The following is a 14,670-nucleotide window of genomic DNA, read 5'->3' as shown; positions in this document are numbered from 1 at the left end:
CGCACGGGCCACCCACTCCTGGTGAGTTTCCTCACAGACCCGATCACGCGCAAGGGCTGATCGAGTCAGCGCGACACCTCGCGCAGAAGCTCCTCGATTGCGGCGATGCTGTGCCCGGCGACGAGGGCGTCGACGTGGGGGAGCACGGCGGCCAGACCGCCGGCCGTCGGCGCGAATCCGGGGCGCCCGGCGTGCGGGGTCGCCCAGATCAGCCGGTGCGCGAGCCGGCGCACGTGGGCCGCCGCCTCGCCGAGCGGCGCCGGGTCGCCCCGCTCCCAGCCGTCGCTGAACACGACCACGACGGCGCGCCGGGCGACGCCGCGATGCCCGTACCGGCGCAGGAAATCGGTGAGCGTGTCGGCGAGCCGGGTGCCGCCGCTCCAGTCCGGGATCGCCTGCCCGGCCGCGCGTACCGCCGCCGCCACGTCGAGGGCCCGCAGGTGCGGGGTGACCCGGGTCAGCCGGGTGCCGAGCGTGTAGACCTCCGTCCATCGGGGACGGCCCTGGACCAGCGCGTGCCCGAGTCGCAGCAGCGCGTCCGCGTACGGCGCCATCGACCCGGAGACGTCGGCGATCAGCACCAGCCGGCGCGGCCGGGGGCGGCGGGCCCGCCGGGCCGGCACGCGAGGCTCGCCGGCCGCGCGCAGCATCGCCCGCATGGTCCGGCGCGAGTCGGTCCGTCCTCGGTGCCACGGCCGGTACCGCCGCCCGGGGCGCATCGGATCGACCGCCGCGGTCAGTGCAAGCAAACGCATGGCCTCGGCCCGCTCGACCGCCGACAGGGTGGCCAGATCCCGGTGGCGCAGCACCTCGGCGTCGGCGGCCCGGACCGCGAGGCCCGGCTCCCCGGTCACCGCCTCGCCCCGCGGCGACTCGGCGCGGAACAGAGCGCGCTCCGGCAGCCGGCGCAGTTGCCACGGGGTGCCCCGCGGCTCGGCGTCCCGGGTGAACCCGGCGAACGCCGCGTCGAACCGGGCGATGTCGTCCGGCGAACCGCACAGCGTCAGGCGGGCCGCCCAGTAGAGCAGGTCCGGACCGGTCGCGTCGAGCGCCCGGACCATCGCCTGGACCCGGTCCGGCGTCGCCGGGACGCCGGCCGCGCGCACCGCGGCGACCAGGTCAAGAAGCATCCGTCGCCGCCCGGACCCGCTCCATGTCGTCGCGGACCTTGAGCACCGCCCCGAGTGTCAGGCTGGTGATCTCGGCGGTGAGCGCGTCGGCGCCGAGCGCCCCGATCGCCGCCGCCCAGTCGATCGACTCGGCCACGCCGGGCGGCTTGATCAGGTCGAGCGCGCGGAGCCGGGCGGTCGCGTCGGCGATCTGCACGGCCAGTCGCTCGGTCACCCCGGGCAGCCGCGCGCGCAGGATCGCCGCCTCGCGCTCCGGCGTGGGGTGCCCGACCCAGTGGTAGAGGCACCGCCGCTTGAGCGCGTCGTGCACCTCGCGGGTCCGGTTGCTGGTCACCACGACCAGCGGCGGCTCGGCGGCGACTATCCGGCCCAGCTCCGGGATGGTCACCGCGGCGTCGGCGAGCAGTTCGAGCAGGTACGCCTCGAACTCGTCGTCGGCCCGGTCGACTTCGTCGATCAGCAGCACGCAGGGGGCCTGCTCGATCGCCTGCAGCAGCGGCCGGGCAACGAGGAAGCGCCGGTCGTACAGTCCGGCCTCCAATTCCTCGACCGTACGGGCGCCGTCGGCGGCCGCCTCCACCGCGCGCAGATGCAGCACCTGGCGGGGGAAGTCCCAGTCGTAGAGGGCCTGCGCCGCGTCGAGCCCCTCGTAGCACTGCAGCCGCACCAGGGGGAGACTGGTCGCCTCGGCCAGGGCGCTCGCGAAGGCCGTCTTGCCGACGCCCGCGTCCCCCTCGAGGAAGACCGGCCGGTGCAGCTTGAGCGCGAGGAACCCGGCGACTGCCAGCCCCTCGTCGGCGAGATAGCCGGCCGCGGCCAGCGCCGCGGCCAGGGCGGCGGGGTCCGCGTATCCGGGCACGGCTTCACTATGCGCGTACGGAAGATCCCCTGGCTAGCCGCGGATTCATCTGACGATTAGCGGTATATGGTTTTTGATCAAACAAATTCGGTATGCCCTATTCGGCCGCATAAGACCTGGCCAAAAGGGTGATCTCGGACCTGCCGTGACCCACTTAACTGTCCCCAGCGGTTCACAGAGCCGCCGGGAAGCGATGATCTGCCGGACGATTTGGTCGCCCTAGGGTCCGGCAGGGAGCAAGAGGCGAAACCGACCCCGAAGGACTGTTCGGCCCACCCCCGGCCGATGCCCCTCGAGGAGTACGGACATGAAGTTCAACTACCGCAAGCCGGCCGTCGCCGCCGCGATCGTGGGCGGCGTCCTCGCCGTCTCCGGCACCGCCGCCTTCGCCTACTGGACCGCCAACGGCCAGGGCTCCGGCACCGCCGGCACCGCCGCCGCCAGCACCCCGCTCAGCATCACCCAGGACACCTTCAGCGGAACGGCGCTCACCCCCGGCGGCACCGCTCAGCCGGTCAGCGGCACCGTCACCAACTCGAACACCTTCAACGTTCCCTTCGTCCTCACGGCGGCGGCGACCGTCGACAGCACGCACGCCAACGCCGGCTGCCTCGCCTCGTGGTACACCGTCACGCTGTCCTCGCCGCCCACCAGCGTCGCGGCGAACAACCACGCCGACTTCTCGGGCACCGTCGCGATGACGAACGTGGCGAACACCAACCAGGACTCCTGCAAGGGCGCGACCGTCACGGTCACCTACAACGCGACCAGCTCCTGACACCGGCTCCGGGCGGGTCCCGTGCGACCCGCCCGGACCCTGTTCGTACGAGCTGAGCGGAGGGTGCGGGAGATGCGGAAGTACGCCATCGCAGCCGGCCTGGCGGCCGTCGCCGTGGTCGGGGTCCTCGGTGGACGGCAATTGGCCCTGGCCGGGTCGGACAACAACTCGGCGCCCGGGCACGCCTTCACCCTCAGCGGATCGGTCGGCGGGCTGGTGCCCGGCATCCCGGTCCCGCTGCGACTGACGGTGGCCAACCCGGACTCCCAGCCCATCCGCCTCAACTCGGCATCAGCGACGGCCGGCCCGGCCAGCTCGGCCTGCCCGGCGAGCCTGCTGACGATCACCAGCTTCTCCGGTACGCCGGAAACGATCGTCGCCGGCCGCGGCCAGGTCGTCATCGAACTGACCGTCAAGCTGTCCACGCAGGCGCCGGACGCCTGCAAGAGGGTGTCGTTCCCGCTCACCTACGCCGGAAAGGCCGAACAATGGCACTGACCCGGCGAACCGTGGCCACGACCCTGGCCGCACTGGCGGTGGCCGGCACGGTCGCGCAACCGGCGCAGGCGTACTGGCGCTCGAACGGCACCGGCACCGGCACCGTGCGTACCGCAAGCGGCGTCGCCAGGGCCATCACCCTGACGCTGTCCACGCAGGGCAAGGCCTACTCGGTGTCCGGCACCATCGGCACGAGCTCGTCGTTCGGTACCTCGCCGTTCACCGTCAACGTGGTGTTCTGCGCGACCAACGCGACATGGCCGTGTCCGAGCGCGTCGATCGTGACGACCCTGTCCGTCATGACGAACAACAGCTCCTACAACGGCACGACTGCGAACAGCTTCAAAGGCGTCAAGGCGTACGCGATGGCAAGCCAGACGCAGACCTCCGGATGGAGGGACTACACCTCGGTCGCCGGTCCGGTCACTCCCTGACCCGGCACTTCCCTGATTCGAACCGATCCATTCCGCACCGCCGCACGCAATGGACGCCGGCCGCCGCCGTGGGCGGCAGGTTGCTGCACGCCCTTTTTCTGCCGCCCCGGCGGCAACCCTCTAGAGAAAGCAGATCACCATGCTCCGTCAGCGTCTTCTGGCCGCCCGCAAGAACGACGAAGGCTTCACCCTCATCGAGCTCCTGATCGTCGTGGTCGTGATCGGCATCCTGGCCGGCATCACGATCTTCGGCGTCGACGCCTTCAAGAACGACGGCAAGAGCGCGGTGTGCAAGTCCGATCTGAAGAACGCCCAGATCGCCGTCCAGGCCTTCTACGCCAAGAACAGCTTCACCTACCCGACCACGATTGACCAGCTCGTCAAGGGCGGATACCTCCAGTCGACCCCGGGAACGACCCTCGCCATCGCCGCCGACGGCACCGTCACGGCGAACGGCACGGCCGGCTGCTGATTGCCCGGCGCCGCGTCTGGGCGGGGTGATCGTTCGCCTCGCCCAGACGTCCCCTTTCGCCCGCCTGTCTCCATCGGAGGTTCTCGTGACTATGACCGTGATCGGTGGACGCGCCGATGCGCTCCTCGACATCCTCTGGCAGGCGCGCGGCAGCGACCTGCTCCTGACCGCCGGCATGCAGCCGCAGATCCGGATCGACGGGCAGCTGCGCCCGGTGACCGAGGCGCCGGTGCTCACCGGCTCGGACACCGAGGAATTACTCGCCGAACTGCTTTCCCAGGAGCAGGCCGCCGAACGATCGGCCAACCACGAGTACGACTTCTCCTTCACCTGGCGCGACACCGCCCGGATCCGCGGCAACGCCTTTCGGCAGCGGGGCGAGACCGCGGTCGCGCTCCGGATGATCCCCGCCCAGATCCCGACCATGGCCCAGCTCGGCCTGCCGCCGGTACTGGGCTCCTTCGTGCGCCAGCACCAGGGCCTGATCCTGGTCACCGGCCCGACCGGCTCGGGCAAGTCGACCACCCTGGCCTCGGTGATCAATCAGATCAACTTCGACCGGGCCTGCCACATCGTCACGATCGAGGACCCGATCGAGTACGTGCACGAACACCGCCGCTCGATGGTCAGCCAGCGCGAGGTCGGCACCGACACCAAGTCGTTCTCCGACGCGCTCCGGGCCGCCCTCCGCGAGGATCCCGACGTCCTGCTCGTCGGCGAGATGCGCGACCTGGAGTCGATCGGGTTCGCGCTCACCCTCGCCGAGACCGGCCACCTCGTGTTCGCCACCCTGCACACCAACGACACCAGTCAGGCTTTGGCCCGCATCATCGACGTCTTCCCGGCACACCAGCAGGAGCAGGTTCGGGTCCAGCTTGCGGCGGCGCTGACCGGCATCGTCTACCAACGGCTGGTCCCGCGGATCGGCGGCGGCATGGTCGCCGCGTACGAGGTGCTGGTCGCGGACAGCGCGGTGCGCAACCTGATCAAGGAAGGCAAGCAGCACCAGCTGCGCAATGCCCTGGTGAGCGGCCAGCGCGCGGGCATGCAGACGCTCGAGCACTCGCTCTCCGCCTTGGTGCAGAACGGCCTGATCACCCATGACGACGCCATGGCCCGCAGCCTCTATCCGCGCGATATCGAGGCTCGTCCCCGCGTACGGGTGGGTGCCGGCTCGTGAGGCTGCGCAACCGGCCCGAGCAGGCCGTCCCCGAACCCCAAGCCGCCACCGCCGTGCTTCCCGCGCCGGCCCGCCCCACCGATCTGACCATCGAGAAGGGTGGTCAGCGCCTCGGCGAACTGCTGCTGCACGCCGGCATGGCCAAGCGCGAAGACGTGCTGGCCGCCCTCGACGCCGCCAAGCAGGGCGCCGGCAAGCGCCTCGGCCAGCTGCTGGTCGAGAGCGGCGCGGTCCGCGAGCGCGACGTCGCCCGAGCGATCGCCCACCAGCACGGCCTCCCCGTCGTCGACCTGCGCCAGGTCACCCCGGAGGATTCCGCCGTCGCGCAGCTGGCCGAGGCCACCGCCCGCGACCTGCTCGCCATCCCGCTCGCCGTCCAGGACGACGAGGTCGAGGTCGCGGTCGCGCTGCCCACCGAGGCGGTCGGCAAGGCCCTCGCCCAGGCGATCGGCAAGGTCATCACGCTTCGGGTCGCGCCGCAGTCCGAGATCCTCCGCGCGATCGGCAACGGCTATCGCGCGCTGAGTGGCGTCGGCGTACAGATCAAGGCGTTCGAGGCCCGTGAGATCGGCCGCCGCGACGTGGCCCGGGCCGCCTCGCCGGCCGCGCACGAGGACGCGCCGGTGGTCCAGGTCGTCCAGATGATCCTCACACAGGCCCGGCGGGACCGTGCCTCGGACATTCACATCGAGCCGCAAGGAGAACGCATCCGCGTTCGGTTCCGGATCGACGGCGCGCTGCACGACATGCTCGACCTGCCCGGCTCGATGGGCGCCGCGCTGGTCAGCCGCATCAAGATCCTCGGCGGCATGAACATCGTCGAGCGCCGCCGGCCGCAGGACGGCCAGATCAGCATGGAGGTCGAGAGCATTCCGGTCGACATCCGGGTGTCGACGACCGCGGTGGTGGGTGGCGAGAAGGTCGTCATGCGGGTGCTCGACAAGAGTCGCCCACTCTACGAACTCGCCAAACTCGGCATGAGCCCGCAGATGACCGCCAAGTACTCTGGGCTGCTGCGTGCCCCGTACGGGATGGTGATTTGCGCGGGCCCGACCGGCAGCGGAAAGACCACGACGCTGTACGGCTCGCTAAACGAGATCAACAGCCCGGAACGCAACATCATGACGATCGAGGACCCGGTCGAGTACACGTTCCCGTCGATCAACCAGATCCAGATCAACGAGGCGGCCGGGCTCACCTTCGCCGACGGCTTGAAGTCGATCCTCCGGCAGGATCCCGACGTGATCCTGGTCGGCGAGATCCGGGACGTCGAAACCGCCAGCATCGCGGTGCAGTCCGCGCTGACCGGGCACTTCGTCCTCTCCTCGCTGCACGCTACCGATGCGGTCTCGGCCCTGCACCGGCTGCTCGACATGGGCATCGAGCACTTCTTGGTGGCCTCCTCCGTCACGGCCGTGCTCGCCCAGCGCCTGGTCCGCCGGATCTGTCGGCACTGCACCGAGCGCTACCAGCCCTCGCAGCAGGAGCAGGCGCTGCTCACGGCGATCGGCGGCCGGCCGCCCCGGGGCGGCTTCGTCCGCGGCGCGGGCTGCAACTTCTGCGCGCGCACCGGCTACCTGGACCGGGTCGGCGTGTACGAGATGATGCCGGTCACCGAGGCCATCCGCGCGCACATCCTGGCCAGCGCGGGGCACGACGAGATCCGGCAGACCGCCCGCAAGGAGGGCATGCGCACCCTTCAGGAGGAGGCGGCGCGGCTGGTGAGCGACGGTGTGACCACTCCCGCCGAGATCCTCCGCTCGATCTACATACCGGGGAGCTGAGATGAAATTCGCCTACACCGCCGTACGTCCGGACGGGCACGAGGTCTCCGGTGTGCACAAGGCCGACTCCCGCGAGGAGGCCGAGCTTGCACTGTACGAGCGGGATCTGCGCGGCGTCCGACTGGCCGAGAAGAAGAGCGCGATGCAGTTGGAGCTGACCTCGCCGCGTATCAAGCGGGAGGAGGTCATGCACCTCTCCCGGCAGTTGGGCGCCTTCATCGCGGCCGGCCTGACGATCGTCGAGGCGGTGCACACCCTCGGCGTCGAAGCGAGCAACTCGGCCATCCGGAAGATGATGGCCGGGGTCGAGGAGGGGCTGCGTCGCGGCGAGACCCTCTCCGACTGCCTCGACCAACACCCCAAGGTCTTCCCGGAGTTCTACCGTGGCATCCTGCGGTCGGCCGAGCTCACCGGGCAGTTGGACGTGGTTCTGTCCCAGCTCGCCCGCTATCTCGAACGCGACCTGGAGGCCCGTCGCCGGATCACGTCGGCCATGATCTACCCGATCATGATCGCCGTCATGTCGGTGGTCACGATCGTCATTCTGGCCGGGTTCGTGCTGCCGCGCTTCAAGACCTTCTTCGCCGACCTGGATGCCAAACTGCCCCTCCCGACCCGGATGATGCTGGCCGCCACCGACTTCGTCACCCATTGGTGGTGGGCGATCCTGGCCACGGTCGCGACCCTCGCGCTGGTAGTCTTCGTCCTGCTGCGGACCGTATCCGGGCGGCATGCCGTGGAGAACGTCCTCCTCCGAGTCCCGGTGCTCGGCACCACCATCCAGTTCACCCTGGTCGAACGGTTCTGCCGGATCTTCGCCTCGATGGTCAGCGCCGGCGTCCCGTTGCCATCCGCCCTTTACGTCTCCACGTCCTCGCTGAACAACCTGGTCTTCGTCCGGGCGCTCAGCCGGGTGAGCGAGCGGGTCCTGCAGGGCGAAGGCCTGGCCGGGCCGCTCTCCGCGACCGGGCTGTTCCCCGGTACCGCCGCCCGGATGATCCGCGTCGGCGAGGAGACCGGCACCCTGGATGCCCAGCTCGAGGTGACCGCCAAGTACTACGAGGGCGAGCTGGACTACAAGCTCAAGAAGCTCACGGCGCTCTTCGAGCCGGTAATGATCATCGTGATGGGCGGCATCGTCGGCTTCGTCGCGGTCGCGCTGGTCTCCGCGATGTACGGCATCTTCAACCAGGTCCACGTCTGATGCGGGCCGCCGCCGGCCGCTCGGACAGCGGCGAGACACTGATCGAACTGGTGGTCGCGATCACCATCATGTCGACCGCCGTGGTCGCCGTGCTCGGCTCCCTCGTGACCGGTATCCAGGTGTCCGACATCCATCGCAAGCAGAGCACCGCCGACGTCACCCTGCACAACTACGCCGAGGCGATCACCCAGGCGGTCGACACCGGGGGATACCCCACGGGATGTGCCGCCCTCAGCGTGAGCTACACGCCCCCGGCCGGCTATTCCGCATCCATCAAGACGGTCCGCTATTGGACCGGGTCGGCCTGGTCCAACTCCTGCACCATCGACATGGGCCTGCGTCAGCTCACCCTCCGGGTCTGGAGCGCCGACGTGCCCAATCCGGACGCGACGCCATTAGGCGCAAAGGGCGCCGTTGAGCAACTCGTCATCGTGGTGCGCAAGCCCTGCGGACTGGCGGACTCGCTATGCGCCTGACCGTTGAATCCGAGCGGGACGACGCCGGCTTCACCCTGATCGAGCTGCTGCTCGTGGTCGTCATCACGACGGCCATCGTGGTTCCACTGGCGGAGTCGTTGATCCTCTACTTCAAGAACACCGACGCCACCTCGGCCCGGATGACACTTTCCAACGACGCCCAGATCGGCGCCGCCTACCTGGCCCGGGACGTGGCCGGGCTCGGCCTGCGGGACTACACCACCACCGGGGCCGGCGGGACCATCCCGTTCAAGAGCTCGATTCAGGTGGACGCGGCCTACGACGCCGGCGGTCAGGTGTGCGGCACGTCGGCGACGCCGACCGCGAAGATCAGGCTGCTCGGCGACGACTGGGACACAACGACCAGCCCCGCCACCCGCACCACCCGGATCGTGGCGTACTACCTGGCGACGGTCGGCACCGTGAACGAGTTGCACCGGCTGGTCTGCACGGGCAGTACCACGACCGACATCGTGCTGACCCACGACATCGACCCGTCGTCTCCCTTTGTCGTTTCCTGCTCCGGCCCCACGACCTGCAACGGCACCGCCGTGCCGCAGACGGTGACGCTCGCGTTCACGGTCACGACGCCCGGCGCCGACCCTTACCCGATCACGCTGACCGGCCACCGGAGGCAACAGTGAAACGCCGACAGGACGACGAAGGCGCCGTGCTGATCCTGGTGCTGCTCGTGATCTCGGTCGTCGCCGTGGTGCTGGGCGCGCTGCTGTCGTTCGCCGACACCAGCCTGCGCACCACGATCAACCTGCGCGGCCAGGCCTCGACCGGGGCGGACGCCGACGGCGCGGTGCAGGCCGCCATCAACAACATCCGCAACAGCACGTCGACCGCGAGCGGGAACTGCTTCGGATCGTCGAACACCCTGTCGCTGCCGTCCTTCGACGGAACCACCTCTGCTGCGGTCGCCTGCAGTTCCGACCCAGCGTCGGCGGTGCGGATCCAGTGCCCGTCTCTGTCCAACTGCAACCGGCCCGGCAGCGCGATCTTGACGCTCGGCACCACCGCCACCGCCCCCGGTGAGGACGGTCTGCAGATCAAGCAGCCGAACACCTCGACCTTCCGGGTGCACGGCAGTATCTACTCGAACTCCACCATCAACGTGACCGGCGGGTCGCTCACGACCAACAACGCCGTCTACGCCAAGGGACCCTGTACCGGCTCGATCCAGAGCACGCCGGCGCCGAGCTGCTCGTCGACCGTGGCCAACCCGCTCGGCGCCGACCCGGGGTACGCGCCGAACGTCAGCGCCGCGCCGGCGCTCCAGACGCTGCCGGCCTGCACCAAGAAGAACTCGGTCCTGACGTTCACCCCCGGCCGTTATGACGACGCGGTGACCCTTTCGAGCATGATGACCAACAGCAGCAGGTGCTCCGGAAGCGTCTGGTGGTTCCAGCCGGGCAACTACTACTTCGACTTCCACAACTCCGACCCGATCAGGAGCTCACAGCTCCAGCCGGGCAGCGACATCTGGACGATCAACGACGGCACGCTGGTGGCCGGCACGCCGACCGGCACGCTGTCCGCCTCGACGACGATCCCCGGCGCGTGCGTCGACCCGATCGACAGCAAGACGGCGGCCGGCGTGCAGTTCATGTTCGGCGGCGACAGCCAGATGATGGTCAGGGCCGGCCAGGCCGAGATCTGCGGTGGCTGGAAGCCCGACGGCGTCAACTTCGACTACACGAAGCCGCCGGTCGCCATCTACGGCCTCTCCTCCGCCGATTCGACCACTGTGAACACGCTCGGCGTGACCAGCGTGCCGACGACCGGCGACTACAGCACCACGGCGACGGTCACCAACCTCGGCACCATCGACGGCACCAATGCGGCCGGCTTCAAGAGCACCAACGCCAAGCTGACCGGATCGCTCACGGTCGGCGTCACACCGACGACCGCCATTCCGGCCGGGTCGATTCTGAAGAGCGCGACCGTACGCGTGGTTCACCGGCACGGGGACACGACCACCAGCGACAGCCTGAACGTGACCCTCACTCCGAACGGCGGCCCCACCTACCCGACGGCTTCGATCACTGGGGAGAATGGCGGCAGCGCCTGGAACAACGACACAAAATCGATCACGCTGACCGACACCAGCCTGGCCGCCGCCATCTACGCCGGCACCTTCACCGGCGCCCAGATCGCGGTCACCAGCACCGTCAGCAAACAGAACGACACCGAATCCATCGATGCCATCCAGCTCGACCTGTCGTACACGAGCCTGCGCGCCGAGAGCGGTTGCACGACCGCCGTTCCGTACACCGGCTCCTCCACCTCGACGTCGTGCGCGGTCGTCACGACCACCAACAGCCCGGGCAGTCAGTTCTACGTGCAGGGCACGACGTACACGCCCAAGGCCGCCCTCGACATCAACCTGAACAACCTCTCCGAGCAGGTCTTCCGGTTCGGCGTGATCAGTCGGTCGTTGCAGATCAAGCAGACCGGGAGCTTCGCCTACATCGGCGCGGTCATCGAGGTGCCCGACGACGCTCCGGGCTTCGCCTACGCCGTCTACCTCACCGCGTACGTCTGCCCGGCCGCCAGCACGTGCGGCACCACCGGCAATCCCGTGCTCCGGGCCAAGGTGGCGATCGTCGACGCGAACCCGTCCGCGCCCACCGCCGGCAAACGCCAGATAGCCATCCTGAACTGGACCCCGACCGGCTAGCGACCCAGACCCGATTCCCTTGACTGATGGCATTTTTCCTGGCGCCCGCCCGATGACACGCCGTCGCCGGCAACGATACTGTCGGTCATCGACTTCGGGGAAGGAGCGGCTTGCGATGAACGGCCCCCGGACGGACGCCTCCCAGCCTGTTGTCTTGGACCCGAGCGGCAGCGACATCCACGGCGAGTCCGACCGCATCCGCGCGCGGGGGTCCGGCCACGCTCGTCGAGTTGCCGGGCGGTGTGCTCGCCTGGGCCATCACCAGCTACCAGTCGATGCGCCAGCTGTTGATCGACCCTCGGGTGTCCAAGAACGCCCGCCGGCACTGGCCGGCCCTGCGTAACGGTGAGATCCCGCCGGACTGGCCATTGATCAACTGGGTCGTCTTCGACAGCATGGTCAGCGCGTACGGGGCCGAGCACATCCGGCTGCGCAAGCTCGTCGCCAAGGCGTTCACCGCCCGGCGGACCGAGGAGATGCGGGCGGTCGTCGAGGGGATCGCCGCTGGCGTGCTCGACGAGTTGGCCGCGTCCCCGCCTGGGCAGGTGGTGGACCTGCGCACGAGGTACGCCAACCGGATACCCGCCGACGTCATCTCCGCGATGTTCGGCGTACCCGACAGCGAACGCGCCGCGTGGCACGAGATGAACGAGGGCTACATCGACGCCTCGGCGACACCGGAACAGATGGTCGCGAGGGCGATCCGCACCCAGCAGACGGTGCAACGGCTGATCAGCGGCAAGCGCGAGGCGCCCGGCGACGACCTCACCAGCGCCCTCATCGCCGCCCACGACGACGGCTCGCAGCTGAGCGAGGCCGAATTGGAGAGCACGGTCCTGACTCTCATCGGCGGTGGCTTCCAGACCACGGCCGACCTGATCGACAACGCCGTCACCGCGATGCTGACCAGAGCCGACCAGCTCGATCTCGTCACCGCGGGCAAGGCGTCGTGGGACGACGTGGTGGAGGAGACGCTGCGCGCGCTCAGTCCCGTCGAGTACCTGCCGCTGCGGTTCGCCGTCGAGGACATCGAACTCGACGGCCTGACCATCGCGGCGGGCGAGCCGATCCTCATCGCGTTCGGCGCGGCCGGGCGCGATCCCGAGCTGCACGGCGATGCCGCGAAGCAGTTCGACGTCACCCGCCCCGACAAGGAGCACCTGTCGTTCGGCCACGGAGTGCATTACTGCCTCGGTGCGCCGCTGGCCCGGATGGAGGCGCGGATCGCGCTGCCGGCGTTGTTCGAGCGGTTCCCCGACCTGACTCTCGCCGTACCGCCGGATCAGCTCGAGCCCTCCCTGGGGTTCGTGTTCTACGCCCACCAGGCGTTGCCGGTGCGGCTAGCCCACCGCCCGGATGCATGATTCCGGGACGGGCTAGGCGCGCGCGACGGCGGTCCGGCCCAGGCGTACGGCCGAAGTCAGGAAGAAGATGCCGCCGAGCAGGGCGTAGCCGGCCAGGCTGCGCAACGACGCGCCGTCGGCGGCGGCCTGCAGGATGAAGGACGTCCCGGCCAGCGTCGAGATGCCGCCGCTGAGGATCATCGGCCACTGGCCGCCCAGGTGGCGCCGGCTCACTCCGACGGCCAACTGGATCAGGCCGGAGCCGATGGCCCAGGCGCCCCACACGCGCAGGACCGCGGGAATGCCGGCGGAGCAGGCGACGGCCAATCCGACGGCGGCGAGCGAGCTGATCGCGAGATTGACGTACAGGGCGGCCGATCGGGACGAGCGCAGGTCGACGACGGCGGCGGCCGCGTCGAACAGCGGGTACAGCACCAGCAGCGACACGCTCAGCGCGCCCAGACCGGACCCGGTCACGAACAGCAGGACCGCCCAGACGAGGGCGAAAGCGAAACGGACGAGATACAGCCGCCGGAGGGCGATGGTCATGACGAGTTCCTTCCCGAGGAGATGCGGTAGACTAACTAGTAACCCTACCGAGTGGCTCAGCGCAAGAGGAATGTGAGATCCGTACCATGGGGGCCGTGACATCGCCGGTACGTGAGCGCCTTGTCGAGGCCGCTTCCGAGCTCTTCTATGCGCAGGGGCTGCGCGCGGTCAGCGCCGACCGGATAATCGAGCGGGTCGGCACCACGAAGGTCACCTTCTACCGGCACTTCCGCACCAAGGACGACCTGGTGGTGGCGTATCTGGAGGGCCGGGCGGCGATCGAGCGCGAGGGTGTCGGCAACGCGATCGGCCGGGCCGGCGGGGATGTCGACACCGCGCTGCGACTTATCTCGGAAGGCATCGGGGCGGTGGCCTGCAGCCCGGGCTTCCGCGGCTGCCCGTTCATCAACGCTGCCGCCGAGTATCCCGACCCCGAGAGTCCCGTGCGGCGGGTCGTCGACGAGCACCGGGCCTGGTATCGAAAGACCTTCGAGCAGCTCATCACCCCACTCGGGCTACCGGATCGAGCCGCCGTCGCCGACGAGCTGATGCTGCTGCGCGACGGCGCCATGGTCGCCGGTTACCTGGGCGACCCGGCCGCCGCGGGCGGCACGTTCCTGCGTGGCTGCCAGGCGGTGATCCACGCACGGAAGTAGACGTAGTCGTCTACGGTGCGGCGTCAGGGATCGGAGCCGCAGTATGTGCGAGGGCGGCCAGTACCAGTTGGAGCTGTTGTTCGGTGGTGAGTTCGGCGTCCACGGTGATCACCGGTACGGCTGGGGGAGGGGCCGCCGGCTCCGGGAAACGGTGCCGGTCTCGTTCCGCAAAGCGGTCGGCCCGGCGTGCCGCGAAGAGCTCCGGGGCGCCGTCGATGTGGACCATGCGCAAGCCGCCAGCCGCCTGGCATAACAGGTCCCACGGCTCGCCTCCGCGCAGTTCGGCGGTGAAGGGCGCGACGAGCACCGCTCGCCCGCAGGTGTCCACTGTGTCGCGCGTTACGGCGCGGAGCGCGGCGTAGCGGCCGTCGCGAATGGCCGCGCGGTGCGGAGTGGCGAGCCAATGGCCGCCGAACACATCTGCGGGCAGGCGGTCGAGCAGCGGATTCGTCAGCGAATCGAGGTCGAGCAGCGGCGCCCCGAGCGCTGCCGCGAGGGCTCGGCCGAGCGTTGTCTTCCCGCTGCCGGCGACCCCCGCGACGGCGACGACGAGGGGACCCGGCGATTGACAAGCCTTCGATGAGGGCCACATCATGGGAGCCATGTTACCGGTGTCATGGC

The 14,670-nt window shown here is 69.5% G+C and carries 16 protein-coding genes; 12 read left to right on the top strand and 4 right to left on the bottom strand.

The genetic code is table 11. The features are described 5' to 3' along the window. Positions 1-65: 65 nt before the first annotated feature. Together IH26_RS0114830 and IH26_RS0114825 are read right to left on the bottom strand one after the other, a co-directional pair. Positions 66-1,130: a vWA domain-containing protein gene (locus IH26_RS0114830; protein WP_030436765.1), complete on the bottom strand. Its 1,065-nt coding sequence runs from the start codon at positions 1,128-1,130 to the stop codon at positions 66-68. Then, a complete protein-coding gene (locus tag IH26_RS0114825) occupies positions 1,120-1,989 on the bottom strand; it encodes an AAA family ATPase (protein ID WP_030436764.1) in 870 nt (289 codons plus the stop codon). The genes IH26_RS0114830 and IH26_RS0114825 overlap by 11 nt, the downstream gene beginning before the upstream one ends. A gap of 307 nt (positions 1,990-2,296) precedes the next feature. Here IH26_RS0114825 and IH26_RS0114820 point away from each other — a divergent pair, with 307 nt between their 5' ends. The 11 genes from IH26_RS0114820 to IH26_RS0114770 all read left to right on the top strand — a co-directional run bounded on the left by IH26_RS0114820 (position 2,297) and on the right by IH26_RS0114770 (position 12,865). Further along, positions 2,297-2,767: a hypothetical protein gene (locus tag IH26_RS0114820; RefSeq protein WP_030436763.1), complete on the top strand. Its 471-nt coding sequence runs from the start codon at positions 2,297-2,299 to the stop codon at positions 2,765-2,767. A 72-nt stretch (positions 2,768-2,839) separates the two neighbouring features. Beyond that, positions 2,840-3,265, top strand: a complete 426-nt coding sequence (locus IH26_RS0114815) for a hypothetical protein (protein WP_030436762.1) — start codon at positions 2,840-2,842, stop codon at positions 3,263-3,265. Then, a complete protein-coding gene (locus tag IH26_RS0114810; protein ID WP_157437196.1) occupies positions 3,256-3,699 on the top strand; it encodes a hypothetical protein in 444 nt (147 codons plus the stop codon). Before IH26_RS0114815 ends, IH26_RS0114810 begins: the two co-directional genes overlap by 10 nt. Positions 3,700-3,838: 139 nt before the next feature. After that, a complete protein-coding gene (locus IH26_RS0114805) occupies positions 3,839-4,171 on the top strand; it encodes a competence type IV pilus major pilin ComGC (protein WP_030436760.1) in 333 nt (110 codons plus the stop codon). Between the two features lie 91 nt (positions 4,172-4,262). Next, positions 4,263-5,351, top strand: coding sequence for a type IV pilus twitching motility protein PilT (locus IH26_RS0114800; protein ID WP_030436759.1), 1,089 nt, complete (start codon positions 4,263-4,265; stop codon positions 5,349-5,351). Then, positions 5,348-7,135 carry a GspE/PulE family protein gene (locus IH26_RS0114795; protein WP_245665194.1) on the top strand — a complete coding sequence of 596 codons (1,788 nt, stop codon included), beginning with the start codon at positions 5,348-5,350 and terminating at the stop codon, positions 7,133-7,135. Before IH26_RS0114800 ends, IH26_RS0114795 begins: the two co-directional genes overlap by 4 nt. A 1-nt stretch (position 7,136) precedes the next feature. Next, positions 7,137-8,339, top strand: coding sequence for a type II secretion system F family protein (locus IH26_RS0114790; RefSeq protein WP_030436757.1), 1,203 nt, complete (start codon positions 7,137-7,139; stop codon positions 8,337-8,339). Further along, positions 8,339-8,815, top strand: a complete 477-nt coding sequence (locus IH26_RS0114785) for a type IV pilus modification PilV family protein (RefSeq protein ID WP_030436756.1) — start codon at positions 8,339-8,341, stop codon at positions 8,813-8,815. Before IH26_RS0114790 ends, IH26_RS0114785 begins: the two co-directional genes overlap by 1 nt. Beyond that, positions 8,806-9,459 (top strand): prepilin-type N-terminal cleavage/methylation domain-containing protein, encoded by a 654-nt coding sequence (locus tag IH26_RS0114780; protein WP_030436755.1) that lies wholly within the window; start codon positions 8,806-8,808, stop codon positions 9,457-9,459. The genes IH26_RS0114785 and IH26_RS0114780 overlap by 10 nt, the downstream gene beginning before the upstream one ends. Beyond that, positions 9,456-11,501 (top strand): hypothetical protein, encoded by a 2,046-nt coding sequence (locus IH26_RS0114775; protein WP_030436754.1) that lies wholly within the window; start codon positions 9,456-9,458, stop codon positions 11,499-11,501. The genes IH26_RS0114780 and IH26_RS0114775 overlap by 4 nt, the downstream gene beginning before the upstream one ends. Positions 11,502-11,731: 230 nt before the next feature. After that, positions 11,732-12,865: a cytochrome P450 family protein gene (locus tag IH26_RS0114770; RefSeq protein WP_245665192.1), complete on the top strand. Its 1,134-nt coding sequence runs from the start codon at positions 11,732-11,734 to the stop codon at positions 12,863-12,865. 12 nt (positions 12,866-12,877) lie between these two features. Here IH26_RS0114770 and IH26_RS0114765 read toward each other — a convergent pair whose 3' ends face one another. Beyond that, positions 12,878-13,393 carry a hypothetical protein gene (locus IH26_RS0114765; protein ID WP_030436752.1) on the bottom strand — a complete coding sequence of 172 codons (516 nt, stop codon included), beginning with the start codon at positions 13,391-13,393 and terminating at the stop codon, positions 12,878-12,880. A gap of 95 nt (positions 13,394-13,488) precedes the next feature. Between IH26_RS0114765 and IH26_RS0114760 the strand changes: the two genes are divergently transcribed. Then, a complete protein-coding gene (locus tag IH26_RS0114760; protein ID WP_157437195.1) occupies positions 13,489-14,049 on the top strand; it encodes a TetR/AcrR family transcriptional regulator in 561 nt (186 codons plus the stop codon). Between the two features lie 10 nt (positions 14,050-14,059). On the opposite strand, the gene IH26_RS0114755 is transcribed toward IH26_RS0114760, so the two are convergent. Continuing rightward, a complete protein-coding gene (locus IH26_RS0114755; protein ID WP_030436750.1) occupies positions 14,060-14,644 on the bottom strand; it encodes a shikimate kinase in 585 nt (194 codons plus the stop codon). Between the last annotated feature and the right edge of the window lie 26 nt (positions 14,645-14,670).

The sequence above is a fragment of the Actinoplanes subtropicus genome, assembly GCF_000721705.1.
In the GTDB taxonomy this organism is placed as follows: Bacteria; Actinomycetota; Actinomycetes; order Mycobacteriales; family Micromonosporaceae; genus Actinoplanes; species Actinoplanes subtropicus.
This window is presented reverse-complemented; position numbering and strand designations above follow the sequence as displayed.